Source organism: Paenibacillus pinisoli (assembly GCF_003605435.1).
Taxonomy (GTDB): Bacteria; Bacillota; Bacilli; order Paenibacillales; family Paenibacillaceae; genus Pristimantibacillus; species Pristimantibacillus pinisoli.
In genome coordinates this window covers 585,044-605,105 of sequence record NZ_QXQB01000002.1, presented here as the reverse complement: position 1 = coordinate 605,105, position 20,062 = coordinate 585,044, and the positions used below count along the sequence as shown (strand labels likewise).

16 protein-coding genes are annotated in these 20,062 nt (G+C 55.1%); 8 read left to right on the top strand and 8 right to left on the bottom strand.

The window, feature by feature from the left end; genetic code table 11:
* The first annotated feature begins 82 nt into the window (after nt 1-82).
* From D3P09_RS10085 to D3P09_RS10070, 4 genes are read left to right on the top strand one after another with little or no spacing between them, the layout of a single operon-like run.
* A complete protein-coding gene (locus D3P09_RS10085; RefSeq protein WP_120109461.1) occupies nt 83-1,108 on the top strand; it encodes an ABC transporter substrate-binding protein in 1,026 nt (341 codons plus the stop codon).
* Nucleotides 1,109-1,149: 41 nt separating this feature from the next.
* Entirely contained in the window at nt 1,150-2,157 is a 1,008-nt protein-coding gene (locus D3P09_RS10080) for a FecCD family ABC transporter permease (RefSeq protein WP_120109459.1), read from the top strand.
* Nucleotides 2,150-3,178, top strand: a complete 1,029-nt coding sequence (locus D3P09_RS10075) for a FecCD family ABC transporter permease (RefSeq protein ID WP_120109457.1) — start codon at nt 2,150-2,152, stop codon at nt 3,176-3,178. Before D3P09_RS10080 ends, D3P09_RS10075 begins: the two co-directional genes overlap by 8 nt.
* A gap of 19 nt (nt 3,179-3,197) precedes the next feature.
* Nucleotides 3,198-4,781, top strand: a complete 1,584-nt coding sequence (locus D3P09_RS10070; RefSeq protein WP_120109455.1) for an alpha/beta hydrolase — start codon at nt 3,198-3,200, stop codon at nt 4,779-4,781.
* Between the two features lie 827 nt (nt 4,782-5,608).
* Here D3P09_RS10070 and D3P09_RS10065 read toward each other — a convergent pair.
* Nucleotides 5,609-6,697, bottom strand: coding sequence for a helix-turn-helix transcriptional regulator (locus tag D3P09_RS10065; protein ID WP_243644050.1), 1,089 nt, complete (start codon nt 6,695-6,697; stop codon nt 5,609-5,611).
* A 100-nt stretch (nt 6,698-6,797) separates the two neighbouring features.
* Here D3P09_RS10065 and D3P09_RS10060 point away from each other — a divergent pair, with 100 nt between their 5' ends.
* Nucleotides 6,798-7,967: a saccharopine dehydrogenase family protein gene (locus D3P09_RS10060; RefSeq protein ID WP_120109452.1), complete on the top strand. Its 1,170-nt coding sequence runs from the start codon at nt 6,798-6,800 to the stop codon at nt 7,965-7,967.
* 68 nt (nt 7,968-8,035) lie between these two features.
* Here D3P09_RS10060 and D3P09_RS10055 read toward each other — a convergent pair whose 3' ends face one another.
* The 4 genes from D3P09_RS10055 to D3P09_RS10035 form a co-directional block, all read right to left on the bottom strand.
* A complete protein-coding gene (locus tag D3P09_RS10055; RefSeq protein ID WP_120109451.1) occupies nt 8,036-9,880 on the bottom strand; it encodes an ABC transporter ATP-binding protein in 1,845 nt (614 codons plus the stop codon).
* Nucleotides 9,880-11,661, bottom strand: a complete 1,782-nt coding sequence (locus D3P09_RS10050) for an ABC transporter ATP-binding protein (RefSeq protein ID WP_120109449.1) — start codon at nt 11,659-11,661, stop codon at nt 9,880-9,882. Before D3P09_RS10050 ends, D3P09_RS10055 begins: the two co-directional genes overlap by 1 nt.
* A gap of 207 nt (nt 11,662-11,868) precedes the next feature.
* Nucleotides 11,869-12,645, bottom strand: coding sequence for a hypothetical protein (locus D3P09_RS10045; RefSeq protein WP_243644048.1), 777 nt, complete (start codon nt 12,643-12,645; stop codon nt 11,869-11,871).
* A gap of 196 nt (nt 12,646-12,841) precedes the next feature.
* Entirely contained in the window at nt 12,842-13,681 is an 840-nt protein-coding gene (locus D3P09_RS10035) for an aminoglycoside adenylyltransferase domain-containing protein (RefSeq protein WP_120109445.1), read from the bottom strand.
* Nucleotides 13,682-13,932: 251 nt separating this feature from the next.
* Here D3P09_RS10035 and D3P09_RS10030 point away from each other — a divergent pair, with 251 nt between their 5' ends.
* Nucleotides 13,933-14,616, top strand: coding sequence for a TIGR00266 family protein (locus D3P09_RS10030; RefSeq protein WP_120109443.1), 684 nt, complete (start codon nt 13,933-13,935; stop codon nt 14,614-14,616).
* Between the two features lie 80 nt (nt 14,617-14,696).
* Here D3P09_RS10030 and D3P09_RS10025 read toward each other — a convergent pair whose 3' ends face one another.
* Both D3P09_RS10025 and D3P09_RS10020 read right to left on the bottom strand, forming a co-directional pair.
* Entirely contained in the window at nt 14,697-15,452 is a 756-nt protein-coding gene (locus D3P09_RS10025) for an exodeoxyribonuclease III (protein WP_120109442.1), read from the bottom strand.
* Nucleotides 15,453-15,482: 30 nt separating this feature from the next.
* A complete protein-coding gene (locus tag D3P09_RS10020; RefSeq protein WP_120109440.1) occupies nt 15,483-15,875 on the bottom strand; it encodes a DUF4190 domain-containing protein in 393 nt (130 codons plus the stop codon).
* A 123-nt stretch (nt 15,876-15,998) separates the two neighbouring features.
* Here D3P09_RS10020 and D3P09_RS10015 point away from each other — a divergent pair, with 123 nt between their 5' ends.
* Complete coding sequence (locus D3P09_RS10015) at nt 15,999-17,756, top strand: ABC transporter ATP-binding protein (RefSeq protein ID WP_243644046.1); 1,758 nt, start codon at nt 15,999-16,001, stop codon at nt 17,754-17,756.
* A complete protein-coding gene (locus tag D3P09_RS10010) occupies nt 17,753-19,519 on the top strand; it encodes an ABC transporter ATP-binding protein (protein ID WP_120109438.1) in 1,767 nt (588 codons plus the stop codon). The genes D3P09_RS10015 and D3P09_RS10010 overlap by 4 nt, the downstream gene beginning before the upstream one ends.
* Nucleotides 19,520-19,607: 88 nt before the next feature.
* On the opposite strand, the gene D3P09_RS10005 is transcribed toward D3P09_RS10010, so the two are convergent.
* The gene (locus D3P09_RS10005) at nt 19,608-20,048 is read right to left on the bottom strand and encodes a hypothetical protein (RefSeq protein ID WP_120109436.1); all 441 of its coding nucleotides are present in this window, start codon (nt 20,046-20,048) and stop codon (nt 19,608-19,610) included.
* Nucleotides 20,049-20,062 lie beyond the last annotated feature (14 nt).

Below are 20,062 nucleotides of genomic sequence, written 5' to 3'. Positions count from 1 at the left end.
GCAATGCGAAAGCTCTTACCCTATAATTGCTAATGATATTCATTATCAATTAGAGAGAAAAAGAGAGGAGCAATACAGTACGATGAAGAAAGCGATTTGGGGCGTTCTGCTGATCGTGGCGATGGCGGCGATTATGACAGCGTGCGGAGGCAATAAAGAGGATAAGCCGGCGAACGGACAAGGGGGAGCTGCCCAGACAGAACAAAACAAGGCAGCGGGCAATAACGGAACGGCAGGCGAAGAGCCGGCCAAGGAAGAGGAGTCCGGCACACGGACCATTACGTATCTGGACCAGGAATATGAATTGCCGGTTAAGGTGGAGCGTATCGTCATTGCCGGTGCGGTAGAAGCGATGGAAGATTCCATCGTGCTTGATGTGAACCCCGTAGGCGCCATCAGCTTCTCGGGCGTATTCCCGCCGCTGTTCGAGTCGATTACGAAGAATGCGGTATCTGTCGGGGAGAAAACAGAGCCTAACTACGAAGCGATTCTATCGCTGAAGCCGGATGTCATTCTCGGCTCGACGAAGTTCCCTCCGGAAGCGGCGGAGAAGCTGGCGGCGATCGCACCGACCATTCTCTACTCCCACGTGTCTACAAACTGGGAAGCGAATCTGAAGCTGCTGGGCGAGCTTAGCGGCAAGCAGGCACAGGCTGAGGAGGAAATCAGCAAATATAAAGCGGATCTTGAAGCAGCCAAGCTTGAGACGGGCGACAGCCTGAAGGATAAGAAGGTTGTTGTTGTCCGTCTTCGCGGCGGCCAAATGTATGTCTATCCGGAGAATGTCTATTTCAACCCGATTCTGTATCAAGAGCTAGGCCTGTCGGTTCCGGCGGAGATTGCGGCAGCGAAGGCGCAGGAAGCGCTGTCCGTGGAGAAGTTTGCCGAGATGAACCCGGACTATCTGTTCCTCCAATTCTCGCCTGACGAGAACAAGGATACTCCGAATGCGCTGGAAGATCTTCAGAACAACCCGATTATGAAGAACGCTGCTGCATTCAAGAACGGCAAAGCATTCGTGAACGTGATAGATCCGCTTGCGCAAGGCGGCACGGCATTCAGCAAGATCGAGTTCCTGAAGGCTGCGGTTGAAAAGCTGAAAGGCTAGCCCCGGACTCTCTCCATCAATAATCTATAAGGCGTGTTAATATGCGACACAAACGTTCGCTGCCGGTTGTCATCCTCTTGATGTCGCCGGCAGCCGCTATATTCATGATCTGCTTATCTATATCATTCGGCACCAAGAGCATCTCCGCAGAGACGATATGGGATGCGATCTTCCGGTTTGACCCGGACAGTGTCGATCATCAAATCATTCAGGTTTCCCGGCTTCCCAGGGCGGCCGGAGCGCTGCTGATCGGGGCTTTCCTTGCTGTGTCCGGTGCTTTGATGCAAGGCATGACGCGCAATTATTTGGCTTCGCCCTCCATTATGGGCGTCTCCGACGGCTCGGTATTCCTTGTCACGATCGCTATGATTTTTGTGCCTAGCGGCGGACCGGTCAGCCTGATTGCCTTCTCGATGATCGGCTCGGCTATTGGCGCGGGCATCGTCTTTGGCATTGCCTGGCTTATCCCGGGCGGCACGTCGCCCGTCAAGCTGGCCATATTGGGCACTATTATCGGGACCTTTCTGAGCGGGCTCTCAGCTGTAATGTCCAGTTATTTTCAAATCTCGCAAGGGCTCAGCTTCTGGTATAATGCGCGGCTCCATCAGATGGACCCGGAGCTGATCAAGCTGGCTGTTCCGTTCGCGGTCGTCGGGCTGGCGCTGGCGATAGGCTTGTCTCGCTCCATTACGGTCATGTCGCTCGGCGACGACGTATCAGCCGGGCTCGGACAGCGTACGGCGCTTGTCAAAGGCCTTGCGATCTTATCGGTGGTCATCCTTACCGGTGTGGCGGTGGCGCTCGCGGGCAAGATCGCGTTCGTCGGTCTCATCATTCCGCATATCGCAAGATTTCTGACCGGTGTCGATTACCGCTGGATTATCCCGGTGTCGGGCGTGCTTGGCGCGTTGTTCCTGGCGCTTTGCGACGTCTTGTCCCGGTTCATCAACCAGCCCTTCGAGACGCCAATCGGCGTGGTGACGGCGCTGTTCGGCGTACCGTTCTTTCTCTATCTGATCAAGTCGAGAGGGGGCGGCAAGCATGTCTAAGCTGCAGTCGCCGGCACGTTTTTGGCTGGTTGCCGTATCAGCTGTCGCCATTATTGCCTTTGGCGCTTACTTGAGCCTCACGAACGGCATGTTCGACATGTCGGTGGCAGAAGTGGTGAAGACGCTGCTGCGAATCGGGGAATCCAGCCGCGAGCATGATCTCGTTATCTTTACCTTCAGGCTGCCCCGGATCGTTCTTGCGATATTGGTAGGCTTTGCCCTTGGCATGGCCGGGTCTGTCATTCAAGGCGTAATGCGCAACGGACTTGCCGATCCTGGCATCTTGGGCATTAATGCGGGTGCAGGAATGGCTGTGGTGCTGTTCATGTTCTTTTTCCAGGGGACGATTAAGTCGACGGGATGGTCTGCAGTTATGATGATGCCTATGTTCGGACTAATCGGCGGCTTACTGGCTACAATGCTGATCTATATGTTCGCCCGCCAGCAGGGCAGGCTGGACCCGCAACGGTTCATTCTGGTCGGGATCGCCATATCCTCGGGATTCGGCGCCATTACGATGTACGTGTCGCTCAAGATGAACCCGAATGATTTTGAGATGGCCACCGTCTGGCTGGCGGGAAGCATCTATAGCGCGAATTGGAAGTTTGTCTCCACGATGCTGCCTTGGCTGATCTTGATTCCGCCAGTGTTGTGGTGGAGGGCGCGTACGCTTGATTTGCTCCAACTGGGCGAATACAATGCGACGGGCCTTGGCGTTCCAGTCGAGCGGGAGAAAAATGTGCTGCTTGCCTGCAGCATCGGTCTGGTCAGCGCAAGCGTCGCCGTATCCGGCAGCGTCGGATTTGTAGGCTTGATTGCGCCCCATATCGCGCGGCGTCTGGTCGGCCTAAAGCATCGTTCGATCGTTCCGGTCAGCGGGTTGATCGGAGCGGCTATGGTCGTTGTCGGCGACTTTATCGGGAAGACGGTATTTGCTCCCGCCGAGCTGGCAGTCGGCATTGTCATCTCGGTTATCGGAGTGCCGTATTTCGTCTACTTGTTAATCCGTTCAAGAAGCTAGAGAGAAGGAGGGAAGCGATATGATTCATTTTGAGCGTATCGAGGCATTGGGACGCGAGATGCTCGTCTATCTTCCGCCCTCATACCATCGGCAGCCGGACAGAAGGTTCCCCGTTGCTTACGTTCAGGACGGGGGAGAGCTGTTCGAGATGGTATCCAATCAGCTCGACCATCTGGCGGCTCAAGGGAAGCTGGAAGAAATTCTGTTCGTCGGGGTGAAGCCGCATAACCGGAATGAGGAATATACGCCTTGGCCTGCTCCTCCGCTGCTGGAGGGCTTTCCTCCATTCGGCGGCAAGGGGCGCCAGTATGTGGATGAGCTTGCAGGACGGTTAAAGCCTTATATTGACGAGCGATATCGCACGAAGCCGGAAGCGGAGCATACTGCCATCATAGGAGGCTCCTTCGGCGGGCTCATCTCGTTATTTGCAGGCTATTGGCGGGCTGACGTGTTCGGCAGGCTGGGTCTGCTTTCAGCCTCATTCTGGTTCGAGGGCGTGCTGCCCTTCATTCAGGAGCAGCCCGCGCTGCCGGATTCGCTGCGAATTTATATGTCGGTTGGCGATTGCGAAGGCATCTATAAGACCAGCATTCAGATGCATATGGTTCCCTATACCATCGAAGCGTCGAAGCAGCTTGTGGAGAAGGGCTTTCCGGCGGGGCAACTGTGCTTCGAGCTGAGGGAGGGCGGAACCCATGACAGCTTCTACATGTCGGAGCATCTGCTCCGGTCGCTGGCTTGGCTGTACCCATCCCAAGCGGAACAAGAGACTCCTTCGCAGCTTGAGGCGCCGCTTGTCCCCATGCCGCAAGAGGGGGCGGAATACAGCATTCCGGGCACCCGCCGATTCGCCATACGCTCGCGGAAGACGGGAAGGGAATATCGGATTATGGTGTGGCAGCCCAAGACGGCACCTCCGGAGGAGGGCTATTCCGTCTTGTACTCTCTGGACGGGAATGCCACATTCGGCACGCTTGCGGAGGCGATGAGGCTGCAAGGGCGCAAGCCTCATGGAATGGAGCCCCAAGTCATTGTAGCGATTGGTTACGATTCAGATGAACCGATCGTGTCGGGTCCGAGATTTTATGATTATACGATAGCGGCCAGCCAATCCGAGCTGCCTGCCAGGCCGGACGGCTCCGCGTGGCCGGAGGTAGGCGGGGCGGAAGCATTCTCGGACTTTATTGAGGATGAGCTGAAGCCTGCCATTGAAGGCTTGGTGCGGATTAACCGCAAGCGCCAGGCGCTGTTCGGCCATTCCTTGGGCGGCTTCTTCGCACTTCATACGCTTTTCAGCCGCCCAGAGTCCTACCAGTCCTATATTGCAGGCAGTCCCTCCATCTGGTGGAAGGGGCATGATCTGCTGAAGAGATGGCCGAAGGTAGAGGATAAGCTGCGAAGGGGAGAAATCGCGGCATCGCTTCTGATCGGTATCGGATCGGACGAGAAGCCGTCCATGGTAGCCGATGCGGAACGGTTATATGAGGGAATGCTCCCCTATGCGGGAGAGCAGTTCAAGGTGCAATACCGGAGGTTCGACGGTGAGGGGCATATATCGGTATTGCCTCCGCTTGTTAGCGAACTGTTAAGGTTTATTAGGTAGAGGTGTCTCTAAGCAGGTTTATTCGGTTCGGGAAGATACCTCATTTGGATGAATGAGCTACCGGCGAAAAAGAAAGAATGGCGGTGTCAGGGTGTTCCCTGCACCGCCATTTTTGGCTTTCGAATTGACTTATTATTTACACAGGGATTGGCTAGTAAATAATCTATGCTATAGATGCGCTCACAACGCGCGAATCTCCCAACACGCGGAATCCGCCCTTTTGTCGCGTCTAACGGTGTGTGGCGTTGCTACATCGCAGTTTGAGGCGAATCCGAGCATGTAACGTTACGACACACCGTTACAGATGCGGAATCCGCCTTTTTGTCGCGTCTAACGGTGTGAGGCGTTGCTACATCGCAGTTTGGGGCGAATCCGAGCATGTAACGATGCTGCACACCGTTACAGATGCGGATCCGCCCTTTTGTCGCGTCGAACGGTGTGAGGCGTTGCTACATCGCAGTTTGAGGCGAATCCGAGCTTGTAACGTTGCTATACACCGCTACAGATGCGGATCCGCCTTTTTGTCGCGTCGAACGGTGTGTGGCGTTGCTACATCGCAGTTTGGGGCGAATCCGAGCATGTAACGATGCTGCACACCGCTACAGATGCGAATCCGCCTTTTTGTCGCGTCGAACGGTGTGAGGCGTTGCTACATCGCAGTTTGAGGCGAATCCGAGCATGTAACGTTGCGACACACCGCTACAGAGGCGGATCCGCCTATTTGTCGCGTCTAAAGGTGTGTGGCGTTGCTACATCGCAGTTTGGGGCGAATCTAAGCATGTAACGATGCTGCACACCGTTACAGAATGACGGTTAACAAAGGCTGCTTAATCCAGCGCGAAACGGGTGAACAGCTGCCAAAGCAGCTCCCGCCGGCTGTTCACGCTAGTTTTGTCGAAGATCGACTTCAAGTGATCCTGCACCGTATAAGCGGAGATATGCAGCTTGGCGGCAATCTCTTTGGTCGAGGCTCCGCGGAAGATGAGCTCAGCAACCTCCATTTCGCGGGCGCTCAGCGCATACGCCTTGGCGAGCAGCGGCAGGATCTCGGACGGCTTCGCAAGCTCGAATTGCACAGCGATGCCATAGCTTCCCGCATCCCCGCGCCGATCGTCCAGCCGTACGGCCCGCAGGGTCAAATAAGTGCCGTCCGGAATACGGACGGTCGTGCGGGCTTCGTCGCCGGAGGAAATTGCTTTGGCACAGACTGCCTGAAGCGGCCTCGGCATGGCGGAGTCCGGCAGGCGCTCCCACTCGCGCAGGTATGCCACCCATTCGTCAGCGATGCCGCTCGCGTATTGGACAGCCAGCGTATCGTCCAGTATCAGGAGCGCGGGCTCTTGGCGAGTCAGCCTATGTGAGGCAGCTTCCGGCACCGTCAGCGTATAGGAGCGCAGCGCTCGTGCAATTGCGGGAGCGATATCCGCAATCTTCTCCAGCTCGTGCTGCTCGAAGGGAGGTGCCTGCACGGAGCGGAACAGCGTCAGGAAACCCCAGCATGCTCCGTCTTCTGTCAGCGCGGCGCGCAGCTCGTCGCCGAAGCCTACGGGCTTCAATATCGTGCGATACCGGAGGCTTTGCTCAGGCTGGCCTTCCGTTGCGAGATGCAGGGAAGCAACGGAGGGATGGGCCACTGCCAGCAGATGAAAGGCATGGAGATCATCCGTCCGGTACTCCAGCTCGAACAGCTGGCTGTGAATGGGCTCCACGCCCTCTTCAGTCATCGAGCCCGTAGATAGAAGCGTTATGGGGTCGACAGAGGTGCAGCATGCCGCATCGAAGGGCAGCAGCTCCCGCAGAATCGGCAGCAAGCCTTCGCGGAAGCTGCGGGCAAGCGGTGACTGGCTGTGCAGCGTTTCGATTCTTTTGGCATAAGAGGGCATATCGGTTCCTTTCTGCCCATCCAATAATCCCATGAATGTGGGATGGCGATCTGGGGGCACAGGCTTATAATTGAGAATAATTCTTACTCCATTGTAAGGGAGCATTGCTGGAAAGGAAAGTGAGGTTGCAGCCATGAATAAAACGGATATCGTAGTGATTGGCGGATACGGACATGTAGGAAGCGGCATATGCATGAGGCTGGGCGAGCTGTTTCCAGGGAAGGTGATAGCGGCTGGACGAAGCCTGGGCAAGGCGCAAGCCTATAGCGAACGGACTGAGGGGAGAATCAGGCCTCTTGCGTTGAATGTGCAGGAAATTCCGAGCCGGGACTGGTTCGATTCAGTCAAGCTGGCTGTCATGTGTCTGGACCAGCAGAACACAGCCTGGGCGGAAGCATGCTTGCGGAGCGGGACGCATTATGTGGATATATCAGCAAAGGCGCCATTCCTGCAGGAGCTGAAGAAGCTGGACAGAAAGGCGCGAGAGGCTGGCGCTACCGCAGTATGCAGCGTCGGGCTTGCTCCAGGTCTGACGAATTTGCTGGCACTGGAGACGGCAGTTGAACTGGATGAGGCCACGGATATAGCGATCTCTATTATGCTTGGACTTGGCGAAAAGCATGGCAGAGCTGCGATTGAGTGGACGATCGACAGTTATGCGGGAGCTCCATTCAAGCTGATAGAGAACGGGCAGCCGGTATGGAAGCGCCCGTTTACAGACGGGAGGAAGGCGGATTTCGGAAGCAGCGGTAGACGGACGGCTTACCGCTTCCCCTTCTCCGATCAGCTGACGCTGGCGGAGACGATTGGGGCGGCTAGCGTAGCGACAAGGCTATGCTTTGATTCCCGGTTTGTCACGGCAAGCCTTGGCGCGGCAGCGGCGCTCAGGCTCCCCAAGCTGCTGGCCAAAGAGGGCGTAAAAGCCAAGCTTGCCGATAGCTTCGACCGGTTCAGCCTTGGATCGGACCGTTACGCTGTACGTGTCGATACGCTCGGGATGAAGAATGGCGAACGGGTCTGCTCCAGCGCGCTTCTGACAGGCCGGGGGGAAGGGGAGGCTACTGCTGCCGCAGCAGCGGCAACGTCGCAGCTCATATACACCGGACAGCCTCCGGCGGGGGTCTATCATTCTGAAGAACTCTTTCATCTGCTGGAGCAGAAAGGAGTGCTGCAATTGGCGACACAGGACGCTTGGAGCAATAGGACCAATCGGCTGAGAGCTAAAATCGACGGGGCCGTGCTTCAGCGGTATTGGGAAACATGGCGCCAATCGGACACATGGCGTACAGCTCATTCGCAGTAAAAAACCGCGCAGCAGGAACGTCTAATGACGTGCCTCTGCGCGGTTGTCTTTTGGTGAAACTAGGGGTACTACGCGGTATTCAGGGCAAGGCTGCCGTCCATCTGCCGCCATAGGCTGCGGTAAAGTCCGTCTTCCCGCTCAAGCAGCTCCGCATGCGTCCCGGCCTCGACGATTTTGCCGTTCTCCATGGCGACAATGGTATCGGCCTCCTGGACCGTGGTCAGGCGGTGGGCAATGACGAGAACCGAGCTTCCGCGCTCTCTGGCCCGCCTCAGAATGGCCTCCATGACCTTGCGCTCCGTCTCCAGGTCCAGCGCGGAGGTTGCTTCGTCGAAGATCCAGACCGGACGGTCGGCAAGCACTGCCCTCGCAATAGCCAGCCGCTGCTTCTGTCCGCCGCTTAATGAATTGCCGTGCTCGCTCATGACGGTATTGTAGCCGTCAGGGAGGGCTTGAATGAAGGCGTGGGCTTCCGCTATTGCCGCCGCTTCGATCAGCTCCGCTTCCGTTGCTTCCGGCTTAGCCATCAGCAGGTTGTCACGAATCGTCCCGGCATACAGATAGGGACGCTGCGGCACATAGGATACAAATTGCCGGGCATGCTCGGCGCTCTCTTCGGTAGCGGCTCCGCATACCTTCACCGTACCGGCAGAAGGAAAGAGCAGCCCTGCGCCAAGCTTGGCGACCGTGGATTTGCCCGAGCCGCTGGAGCCTACGATTGCCATGAAGGAAGCGGGCTCCAGCGCAAGCTTGAATTGATGAAGCAGCGGAGCGCTTGCTCCGGATTCTGCCCCATGCGGCTGCTTCTCAGCCTCCTGAATGCCCGCATGCTCTTCGTAGCCGAATTGTACATTATGCCAGGTCAGGCCTGTATCCTGAATAGTGCCGCGGGAAGGCTCCTTCGCCTCTCCTTGATGCTCCGGCTCCTTCGCTGCATTCCATATGCTTGCGATTCGAATCGCAGCCCCTTTGGACTCCTGAATTTGTCCCCATAGCTGCCCAAGCGCGAGAAGCGGATTATACACTCTCCAGATCAGGATGAAAAATGCCATCAGTGCGCCAATATGAATCTTGCCCTGTACGGCGAGCCAGGCGACGGTCAGAATTGTACCCCATGCGATCAGCAGGGCGGACGTAACGGACAGCGTATGGACAAGCGCCTGCCACCACATCCGGCGCATGTACAGATCGTTCAGCTTTTTCCGTTCCTGAACGAATCGGTCCGTCATCCATTCCTGCACATCAAAGGCGCGAAGCATATCCATGCTTTGCAGGGCATCCTGCTGGCATTGCTTCAGCACGCTCTCCTGGTCGGCTACCCGCTTGCCGATGTTCATAAGTCGATGGCGTAGCAGATGGCTGCCCAGGAGACAGAGCGGCATCAGCAGGAAGACGCCCAGCGCGACCTGCCATTGCAGCGTGAACATGTAGATGCTGGCAAAGACGAGCATCAGGATCTGGGTTCCCATATTGTTGAAGATGGTGACGGGCAGAAGCGTGACCTTGTTCGAATCCCAATAAATGCGCTGCTGCAGATCGGCTGAATGGGAAGCCTGCGCTTTCTCCAGCGGCAGCCGCTGCGCATGGTCAGCGAGCTCCAGCGCGACGTTGCGGTGCAGGATGCTCATATTGTTCTGCTTGAGATAATGTCCGATCAGGCCAAGCACGGTCAGCACCAGCAAGCCGATATTAAAGCCGACAAGCAAATTCCTGACCTTGTCCAGCTCGCCTGTCTCCAGAAAGTTAAAGTAAAATTCCATCATCATCGGAATAAGCAGGTGAATGACGAGGTCGGTCAGGCAGAGCAGAATAGCCAAGACGAACAGGGTACGGCTGCTGCCAAGCCGGCTCCATAGGAGCGGAATAAGCTCCCGAATACGCGGGGTCGCGCTAAGTTGCGGCACTTGTCTCATCAGGCCGTTCTCCCTTCTGCATCGTTGTCCTGCCAGTCGCCCGCCTGTACTAGTGCGGCATAGCGGCCCTGCAGCTGCATCAGCTCCTGGTGGGTGCCGGATTCCATGCACTGTCCGTCTTCAACATATAAAATGCAGTCCGCATCCCGCACAGTTGAGAGGCGATGGGCGACTACAATGACGGTACGGCCCCTTGCGATCGTACGCAGCGCATCTTGCATTGCCGCTTCATTGGCGGCATCGAGCGCGCTTGTCGGCTCGTCGAGCAGCAGGATGCGCGGGTTGCGAATATAGGCGCGAGCCAGCGCGAGCCGCTGTTTCTGGCCGCCGGAGAGCCGTCCGCCGCCTTCGCCTAGCCGATGCTCATAGCCGCCCGGCAAGTCCTCGATGAACGAGTGAGCATTGGCTAGTCTCGCAGCCTGGCGGATTTCCTCATCGGTGGCATCGAGCTTGCCGATGCGGATATTGTCTGCGACAGTGGCGTCGAGAATGACGGAGTCTTGCGGCAAATACGCTGACAGTGAGCGCCACTTTTTCCAGTTGCCTTCGTGCAGCGGCGTCTCTCCATGGCGGATGACGCCTTCATCCGGCGGATAAAGCCCAAGCAGCAGCTTAAGCAGCGTGCTCTTGCCGCTTCCGCTAGGCCCTACGATTGCTGTCTTCTGTCCATGCTTGAAGGTAGCGGAGAAGCCTTGGAGCACTGGCTTGTCGCCATAACAGAATGTGCATTCTTCCAGATTGATGTCGGCATCCTCGCGCCATTGAGGCGATTCATCGCTACTGCCGGTTTGCTTTGACGCGGCGCCTGCCGGCTGTTCCGCCAGTTCAAGCACACGGCCGGCATGGGCAATCGCATCCTGCACCGCAGCCCATGTATTGGCGATATGGGCCAGCGGGAATATAATTCGTTCATAAGAGAGGATAAAAGCCGCGATCGCTCCAATGCCGAGCGTGCTCTGGACGACCATCCAGGCCCCCATGCCGAATATGTAGGTTTGCCCGAACAGGAAGCCGATCATAATGGATGAATTGGTGATGGCGCGGTACATATCCGTACGAAGCCAGCGGCGTCTGGTCGTCTCCACCTGCTGCACCCATTTCTTGTTAAAGTCCTCGCGGCGATTAAAGCTGCGCGTCACCTCCGCGCCTTGAAGCTGGTCCAGCAGGGCGGCATCCGTCTCGGCTTGGGCCTTGTTCGTCCGCTCCTGGTTCATGCGGATCGGCTTGCCGAGCATGTTGCTAAGCAGCGGGATAAGCAAGGCCGCCACCAGTGCGCCCGCCATAAGCTGCCAAGACAGCACAGTCAAGTAAGCGAACAGGAACACGATAGACAAAACGTTCTGCACAAGCTCAGGCAGCTTCTCGTTCAATCCGGTCTGGGCGCTGACAGCTGACTGGTTCATTCGCTGAAGCTTGTCGCCGGTATGCCAGCCGTTATATTTGATCAGGCGCATGATGAACAATCCGTTTAATATATCTTTCTGCAGATCGAGCGTTGTCCGATTGGATAAGCGCTGCATCAAGAATGCCTGAACGAATGAAATGATAAGCTCTGCAGCGAAGATGGCTCCGAACCAGAGCGCCGCTATCGATAGCGCATCGCTATCAAGCGCATACGCCGCATCGAAGAGCCTCCGCATCGCTTCAGCCCAGCCGACAGGAAGAATGGACGCGGCCACTGCGATAACGCTTACACCGGCATAAGAAAGCCAATGCTTCTTGGCGCGCCGCAGCATAGTCATAATGATAGATAGGGATCCCTGCTTCGAAGAAGTATTCAAGTCCCGCACCTCCGATAGTGTTCTATAACCAATAATGTCATAAATGGGCAGAGGTGAATAGCCCCTTTGGAATGAACGTATATACGTCTTCAGGCGGAGATGCAGATGAATCGACGCTTTTGCTTTTATGAAAAGAAAAAGAGAGTCTTCCGAAATGAGCGTCGTCTCTCATTCATCAGTCTCTCAAATGTGGTGTGAAGTCTTCCGTTAGCAAGAATATTTGAACTCGGGATCTGTCTGGATAAAGAAGCCGTTGCGAACTTGCGCCGCCCAGTTCTGCAGCGCTTCCTTCCATTGGACGCTGTCAAAGAACTGGTCCACCGTTGTCGAGCTGGAAAACCAGATCAGAGGAGTGAATGGCGCAAGCGGTCCTGCGTCACCCCATACGCCTCCTGCCTGAATCGTGCTTTGCTTGACCAGCAGGATAGGCAGCCCGTATTGATAGGACATGGCTGGCTCGATTTGCAGAAATGGCGAATACGGCTCGCCGAGCCCGGTGGGGCCGGTAGGCTTTAACAGCACAGCGGCTGTGCCATAGCTCGATTTCACAATTCTGCGGACATTCTCCAGTGTCGTGTTAGGGTATTGGTCGGTGTTGGGCAGCGTTCGCGGGAATAGCAGCACTTTTTTGATTTCATTGAACATCCGAATAATAAATTGCTGCTCCGGCGATAACGGCGGCTGCGGAGGACCTAGCGTGAACAAATTTTGATGGCTGAAAAAAACGGGAATCCGGAAGAAGGCGCTTGCCGCATCATTCAAATCATTCATGCCCTCGCAGTCCAGTCTCAGCGCATCGCTATTATAGCCGTTTGCTGCATGGCAGAAGCAATCCACCGTAACCTCTTGAAGCGGAGTGAATGCTTCTTCTCTTGCTTCTTCTCTCATTTCTTCTCTTATTTTTTCTTTTACTCTTTCTTTAGCGCGTTCTTTTTCTCGTTCCTTTTCTCGTTCCTTTTCTTTTTTATCCTGTTTTTTGCCCATTGGTATCCCCTCCCTCGGTAGCTTATTCAGACCGGAGCGAAGGAGTATGGACAAACTAAGAAGTAGATTAGCATATTTGTGAGACAAGGGAGCTGCGAAAGCGGCTGTGGGTAAAGGCAGGCCATTAGCGTATTGGGAGGGGCTATAGGCAGGAAAAAGCAGCAGCACCAAGGCTAAGAGGGAGAGAGCTCATAGCCTATGCGGTGTGCGAAAGCGGACAAGAGGCAAGGAGCAGCTCCCGAAGCTCGTTCCAATCTTGAGTACGGCAGAAATAAGTCCGGGAGGGCTCCAAATAATTCGCAGCGGATTGTTCCACAAGGGGGCGCAGCTTCTCCGGCAGCCGTGGCATGGCCCATTCAGCTGCCTCCAGCTTGGCGTAGATTAGCCCCGTCTCTTGATAGGACCAGATACGCGTTAAGGTCAGGACGCCGATCGCTTCTTGGGTCTTAATCATGACTTCATGGTCAGGGGAAGGAGAAGCCAAGGGCGCCATCAGCTCCTCGGCATCGTTGCGCAGCGAATGCCATAAGTCGTCTCCGGGCACAGCAGCAGACAAGACGGCAAGCGGCGGACCATAGAGGGCAATGCCGAACTGGCGGGCAAGCGTCACGTGGCAAGCCAGGTCGGGATCGCAGCGTTCACCCTCGTAGTGCCAGAACCCTTCATTTTCCCAATAGGCCATCTCCGCATACCGTTTCCGCCAATAGTCGCTAAAGTGAAATTGATACGGAGCCGGATGCTTCCATAATGTCAGATCTTCATGGACCATAATGCTTAACTCAATTGGGGCAGGCCTGCGGTGCAGGTGCAGGAAAGCCAGCATGAGATGATTTCTCTCCTTGGGCGAGAGCGGCCGGTTCACGATAGCCAGCATATCCAGATCGCTGCGTCCGGGATAATAAGCGCCAAGACATAAGGAGCCATGCACATAGAGGCCGGTCAAGGCGTCACCCAGGAAATCTTCCATATATTTTTTGACTAGGAGGGCTTGGCGCCTAATGTCCGGCGGACTGTCCTCCCAATGAATACCTTTCATTGTTGTTCTCCTTTTCTGTACGGCTGCTGTAAAGAATTGCCGTATGCATTTGATATTCTGAACTTTAAGGCACGCAAGCTTGTCCGCGCAAGGGAAAACAAAGGCTATAGTCAATCTCTACCTTGTCCGGATGCGCAGCAAAGCGTACAATGAAAATAAATACACACGTTCGTGTTTTTTCGGTATACTAATTTTTATTAGATCATGTAAATAAGACTTAAATATAGATGTGTTCGAAGGAGGATGAAGGGATGCAGTACGAAGTGTTGAACAAAGGCGCATTTGCCATGCTTCGTCTTAAGCTGGGGCAGGGAGAACGCGTGAAGGCGGAATCCGGCGCGATGGTATCGATGTCCTCCACGCTTGAGCTTAGAGGCACGACTGACGGCGGCATTATGCGGGGACTGGGCCGAATGCTAAGCGGAGAGAGCTTTTTCTTCCAGGAAGTGAATGCTGCCAGGGGCGGAGGCGAGCTGACGCTGGCTCCTAAGACGCTGGGGGATATCGAGGCGGTGGAGCTGGACGGCTCCTACACGCTGTTGGTGCAGAAGGACGGGTTTCTAGCCGGCACGGACGGAATTGAAGTCAGCACCAAAATGCAAAATTTGAGCAGAGGCTTGTTCTCGGGGGAAGGCTTTTTTGTGGTGGAGGTGAGAGGCCGCGGAACGGTGTTTCTATCTTCCTTTGGGGCCATTCATGAAGTGAAGCTGGGACCGGGCGAAGAGATTGTCATCGACAACGGACATCTGGTGGCATGGCCCGGGAACATGGCTTACAGTATCGAGAAGTCCTCGAAGGGCTGGGTATCCAGCTGGAAGAGCGGGGAGATGCTTGTATGCCGCTTCCGCGGAGAGGGCACCGTTCTGATCCAGAGCCGGAATCCCGGCGCGTTCGGCAATTGGATTCAACGCTTCATACCGAAATCCTCCAGTTAACTGCATTGTCCAGATCATAAAGAAGGTCCCTCTTCATCGAGACGGGCAGCAATCGTCCGCAATCATGAAGAAGGACCTCTTTATTCGAGTATAAGCGCGACTGGGCAATGATCGCTGCCCATAATAGCGGAATCAATGCGAGCATCGGCAATCTTGGACGCCAGACGCTCCGAAACGAGGAAATAGTCGATCCGCCATCCCACATTCCGCTCCCGCACCTTCGGCATGAACGACCACCAGCTGTAGGCGTCCGTACGGTCGGGATGCAGATGTCTGAACGAGTCGACAAAGCCGGATTCCAGTAGCAGCGTCATGCAAGAGCGTTCCTCTGCCGTAAAGCCGGAGTTGCCGTGATTGGATTTGGCGTTTTTAATATCGATCTCCTGATGGGCGACATTCAGGTCGCCGCATAGGATGACCGGCTTGCGGGCGTCGAGCCCCTTGATATAAGCAAGGAACCGGCCCTCCCATTCCAGCCGGTAGTCAAGGCGCGATAGATCTCGTCTGGCATTGGGCGTATAGACTGTGACCAAATAATAGTCTTCGAATTCCAGCGTGATGACCCGGCCTTCGAATTCTTCGTTGTCCTCCAGGCCGTACCAGACCGACAGAGGTTCTTTTTTGGTGAAAATCGCCGTACCGGAATACCCTTTCTTCTCGGCATAGTTCCAATATTGGCGATATTGATCCCCAAGCGGAAGATCAATCTGGCCCTGCTGGAGCTTCGTCTCCTGCAGACAGAAGAAATCTGCGTCCACAGAGGCGAAGTAATCCAGAAAGCCTTTATTGACACATGCCCTGAGGCCGTTCACGTTCCAGGATATAAAGGTAGTCATTGAGTAAGGCTCCTTCTAGCGCGTATAACGTTAGTAATAATAGCTGCTTGATTCCGTAGCGTAGAATGCGACAACCAGAACGATAATCAGTAGTATGACGCCATATAGAATTGTGCCGATAATGCTGCAGACGAGGCCGCCGATTGCGAGACCGCGTCCTTGATCTCCCGATTGCTTGATCTCTTTGAGCGACATTGCGCCGAAAATGATGCCTATAATGCCGATGAGAAAGCCGACATAAGGGAGAATAAGTGAACAGATGCCAAGCACCAAAGCGGCTATCGATTTTCCGTTCGTTTTGGGCTGCTGGTAATAAGGCTGAAAATGCGGGGGCTGCTGGTAATGCTGCTGCTGTGAATAGCCGCCCGATTGGGATTGATATTGTTGTTGCTGTTGCTGGTCGTCATTCTGATAGTGACTCAACGCGTTTCCTCCTTTTGTCTAACCAGGCGATCCGTAAGTACGCGCCTAATCTGTAAAAATCATATCAAACATGTCTAATGCATACAACAATGAATTGTCAAGCAAGAGAGGAAAGGAACCCATATGAAGAAGAAAGCAGGGCCTGAATCCGTCAGTCATTACTACAGTATGTTACGCCGGTATTTATTTCCTCAGAAGTCAACTTTGATCGGGCTAGCCATACTTCTGTTTATTTCTATTGGCGTACAGCTGATCAGTCCGCAAATTATCCGCTATTTTATCGATACGGCTCAATCGGACCAGCCGCTGGAGCTGCTTGTCTATGCGGCGCTGGCCTTTATCGGCTTTTCTTTGATCGGGCAAGTGATAAGCGTAATCGCAACGTATGTCAGCGAGAATTTGGCATGGAGGACAACCAATAAGCTGCGGGGCGATCTTGCGGAGCATTGCCTCAAGCTGGATATGTCGTTTCACAAATCCAATACCTCCGGCTCGCTCATTGAGCGGGTAGACGGAGACGTGAACGCGCTGGCCAATTTTTTCTCCAGCTTCATTATTCATCTGGCCGGCAACCTGATTCTGATGATCGGCATTATTGTGCTGCTGTTCCGCGAAAATCTATGGATCGGAGCGGGGATGCTTCTATTCGTTGTCTTCGCCGTGTTCATCATTCAGTGGATTCGCAAGTTTGCGGCACCGGTCTGGCAGAAGTGGCGGGGCGTTAACGCCGAGTTTTATGGCTTTATCGGCGAGCATTTGGAAGGGACGGAGGATACCCGCGCCAATGGCGCCTCGGGATTCGTCATGCGCCGCTTCTATTCGTTGCTTCGCCGGATGCTCCCGCTGCGCAGGAAGGCTTTCCTCGGCTTTGCTTCGATGTGGATTACGACCATTATCGTATTTGCGCTTGGCAATGCGATGGCATTTGCGATTAGCGCCGCATTATGGAAGGCGGGCAGCATTACGATTGGTACCGTCTATCTGATCTTCTTCTATACGGAATTGCTGGCCAAGCCGATCGAGAAGATTCGTACACAAATTGAAGATTTGCAAAAGGCGGATGCCAGCTTACAGCGAATCAAGGCGCTGTTCGCGCTCGAGCCGAAAGTGCAGGACGGGCGGGGAGACCCGCTGCCGGATGGACCGCTGGCCGTTCATATCGAGCAAGTCACATTCGGATATGACGATCAGCCGACGTTATCCGATCTGGATATTCAGCTGAAGCCGGGCGAAGTGCTTGGTTTGCTGGGGCGGACGGGAAGCGGCAAGACGACGATCGGCCGTCTCCTGCTCCGGTTCTATGATCCGCAGCAAGGCAGCATCAAGCTCAGCGGCATCGATATTAGAGACTGCCGGCTATCGGAAGTCAGAGACAAGGTTGCGCTTGTGACACAGAACATTGAGATTATTCAAGGCAGCGTACGGGACAACCTGACCTTCTATAATGAAGGAATAGAGGATGAGACCATCATTGGCGTGCTGTATGATCTAGGCTTGGCATCGTGGTACGATTCGCTGCCGGATGGGCTGGATACGCGGCTGGACTCGGGAGGAGGAAGCCTGTCGGCAGGCGAGGCGCAGCTGCTCGCCTTTGCAAGGGTATTCCTGAACGATCCGGGACTGGTCATCCTGGACGAGGCGTCCTCGCGGCTTGATCCTATTACGGAACATCGTCTGGAGAAGGCGATCGACAAGCTGCTTCGCGAGCGCACTTGCGTAATCATTGCGCACCGATTATCAACGATTCAAAGGGCAGACCGCATTGTGATACTGGAGCAGGGGCGCATGGTTGAAACCGGCGAGCGAGCCAAGCTGGCAAGCGATCCCTCCTCAAGATTCAGCCGCATGCTGGCTGCGGGACTGGAGGAGGCGACAGTATGAGTTCATTCCAATATATGATGCGTCTGATCGGCTACCGCAAGGGCTGGTACATTGCCAATGCCCTGATGTGGACGATTATCTATCTCATGCCGATATTCCCCGGCCTGGTGATGAAGATGTTTTTCGATTCGCTGGAGTTGAGCGGAGCAGCCGCAATTGGCACAGGCACTATCATCGCGCTGCTGCTGGGCGCGGCGATCGCCAGAAGCGCCAGCATCTGGATCGGCTTTATTACTGATGTGAACTTCCGATTCCGCATGGGCATGCTGCTTCGACGCAACCTGCTGGAGCATGTGCTGAAGGAGCCGGGCGCGAAGGCGATTCCATGCTCGCCGGGCGAGGCGATCAGCCACTTCCGGGATGATGTGGATCAGAGCGAGGAAGCGGTAAGCTGGTCGGTTGACGTGTTCGGCATGACTTGCTTCGCCGCAGTCGCCTGCTTTATTCTGGTCCGGATTGATGCTCAGATGACGATGCTTGTCTTCTTGCCGCTCGTGCTGGTCGTTATTGCCGCGCAGCTGGCGACCACGAGACTGCAGAAGTACCGCTCCGCAAGCCGCGAAGCGACTTCTCAGGTTACAGGCGCTATCAGCGATATGTTCGGCAATGTGCAGGCGATTCAGGTGGCCGGAGCGGAGAAGCGGGTTGTGGACCGCTTCCGCTCGCTCAATGATACCCGCCGTAAAACGATGCTAAAGGATAAGCTGATGACAGAGGGGCTGGATTCGATCTTCTCCAATACGGTCAACCTGGGAACAGGCATGATCCTATTGCTGGCAGGAAGCAAGATGCGGGGCGGGGACTTTGCGGTAGGCGACTTTGCATTGTTTGTCTATTACTTGACCTTTGTTACCCAGTTCATCTCCAACTTCGGCAAGTTCCTCACCTATTTCAAGCAGATGGGAGTGGCTTTATCCCGCTTAACGTGGATTCTGCAAGGCGCTCCGGCCAAGCTGCTCACGGCGTTCAAGCCGCTTCATCTGAGCAAGAAAGATAACGAGGCTTCATCAAAGTTGGAGCCGCTGGCATCTGAGGAGCAGCTGCGTCAGCTTGCAGCAACAGGTTTGGCGTACCGGTATCCCGAGACCGGGAGGGGAATCGAGCATATTGATTTGAAGCTTGAACGGGGTTCCTTCACTGTCGTCACCGGTCCTATCGGATCAGGCAAAACAACGCTTGTCCGAACGCTGCTAGGCCTCTTGCCCAAGGATAGCGGCGATGTCCTCTGGAACGGCAAGCTTGTGGAGGATCCGGGGTCGTTTTTTATTCCTCCCCGAAGCGCTTATACGGCGCAGGTGCCAAGGCTGTACAGCGATACGCTGAAGGAGAACATCCTTCTCGGCCAATCCGAGGACGGCGGCCAATTGCAGCGTGCTATCCATACCGCGGTTATGACGGAAGATCTGGCAGGATTGCCGCTGGGGCTGGAGACGGTGATCGGTCCGCGGGGCGTCAAGCTGTCCGGCGGCCAGGCGCAGCGCACGGCTGCGGCCAGAATGCTGGTCAGGGAAGCGGAGCTGTACGTATTCGACGATCTGTCGAGCGCGCTCGATGTCGAGACGGAGCAGAAGCTCTGGACGAGGCTGTTCCAGGAGCGCGGCGATGCGACTTGTCTCGTCATCTCTCATCGCAAGGCTGCGCTTGCGCAGGCCGATCATATTATTCTGATGAAGGACGGCGGGATTGAAGCGGAAGGGAAGCTGGAGGAGCTGCTTGCTTCAAGCGAGTCGTTCCGCCGATTGTGGAAGGGCGATGAGCACTAATTTAGATATGATCATCAAAAACGCCGCTTGGGGGACGGATATGGCCGTCCGCACCAAGCGGCGTTATTTTGGATATAGCTTATTAAGCTTACAGCTTCAAGCTGACGATCAGGACAACAGCCAAAATCGCAATTAGCGAAATCGCAAGCGACGTCACATAAGAAGAGATAGAGACAGTGCCGGAAGCGGCTGCTTGCAGACGTTTTTTAAGCTTGCCGCCCATGATGCCTACTACGATCAGGAATAGCAAAATGATAGTGCCTCCGGCCTTCTCCATCATATCGAGCCAGAATGGCTTGCTGGAACCCATGTTGAGCTGGATGATCATAATGACGCCGCTGACGAGCACGATAAATGCGGAAGGGTGGGCGAATCGGCTGAAGACGCTGATGATGCGTTTCGATAAGCTGTTCGCTTCCGGGGTGCCAAGCTGTCCTTTCAGCATGAACAGCATAACAATGACTGCCAATATCGCGCCTACCCATACCATGAGTCCTGCCAAATGAGAAAATAATAAAAGACCGTACATGAATGATGACCTCC

Excerpts from the sequence above, each read along its gene's own strand:
- D3P09_RS10085 (WP_120109461.1), top strand. The coding sequence starts at position 83 with ATGAAGAAAGCGATTTGGGGCGTTCTGCTGATCGTGGCGATGGCGGCG.
- D3P09_RS10080 (WP_120109459.1), top strand. The coding sequence starts at position 1,150 with ATGCGACACAAACGTTCGCTGCCGGTTGTCATCCTCTTGATGTCGCCG.
- D3P09_RS10075 (WP_120109457.1), top strand. The coding sequence starts at position 2,150 with ATGTCTAAGCTGCAGTCGCCGGCACGTTTTTGGCTGGTTGCCGTATCA.
- D3P09_RS10070 (WP_120109455.1), top strand. The coding sequence starts at position 3,198 with ATGATTCATTTTGAGCGTATCGAGGCATTGGGACGCGAGATGCTCGTC.
- D3P09_RS10065 (WP_243644050.1), bottom strand. The coding sequence starts at position 6,697 with ATGGGATTATTGGATGGGCAGAAAGGAACCGATATGCCCTCTTATGCC.
- D3P09_RS10060 (WP_120109452.1), top strand. The coding sequence starts at position 6,798 with ATGAATAAAACGGATATCGTAGTGATTGGCGGATACGGACATGTAGGA.
- D3P09_RS10055 (WP_120109451.1), bottom strand. The coding sequence starts at position 9,880 with ATGAGACAAGTGCCGCAACTTAGCGCGACCCCGCGTATTCGGGAGCTT.
- D3P09_RS10045 (WP_243644048.1), bottom strand. The coding sequence starts at position 12,645 with ATGGGCAAAAAACAGGATAAAAAAGAAAAGGAACGAGAAAAGGAACGA.
- D3P09_RS10035 (WP_120109445.1), bottom strand. The coding sequence starts at position 13,681 with ATGAAAGGTATTCATTGGGAGGACAGTCCGCCGGACATTAGGCGCCAA.
- D3P09_RS10030 (WP_120109443.1), top strand. The coding sequence starts at position 13,933 with ATGCAGTACGAAGTGTTGAACAAAGGCGCATTTGCCATGCTTCGTCTT.
- D3P09_RS10025 (WP_120109442.1), bottom strand. The coding sequence starts at position 15,452 with ATGACTACCTTTATATCCTGGAACGTGAACGGCCTCAGGGCATGTGTC.
- D3P09_RS10015 (WP_243644046.1), top strand. The coding sequence starts at position 15,999 with ATGAAGAAGAAAGCAGGGCCTGAATCCGTCAGTCATTACTACAGTATG.
- D3P09_RS10010 (WP_120109438.1), top strand. The coding sequence starts at position 17,753 with ATGAGTTCATTCCAATATATGATGCGTCTGATCGGCTACCGCAAGGGC.
- D3P09_RS10005 (WP_120109436.1), bottom strand. The coding sequence starts at position 20,048 with ATGTACGGTCTTTTATTATTTTCTCATTTGGCAGGACTCATGGTATGG.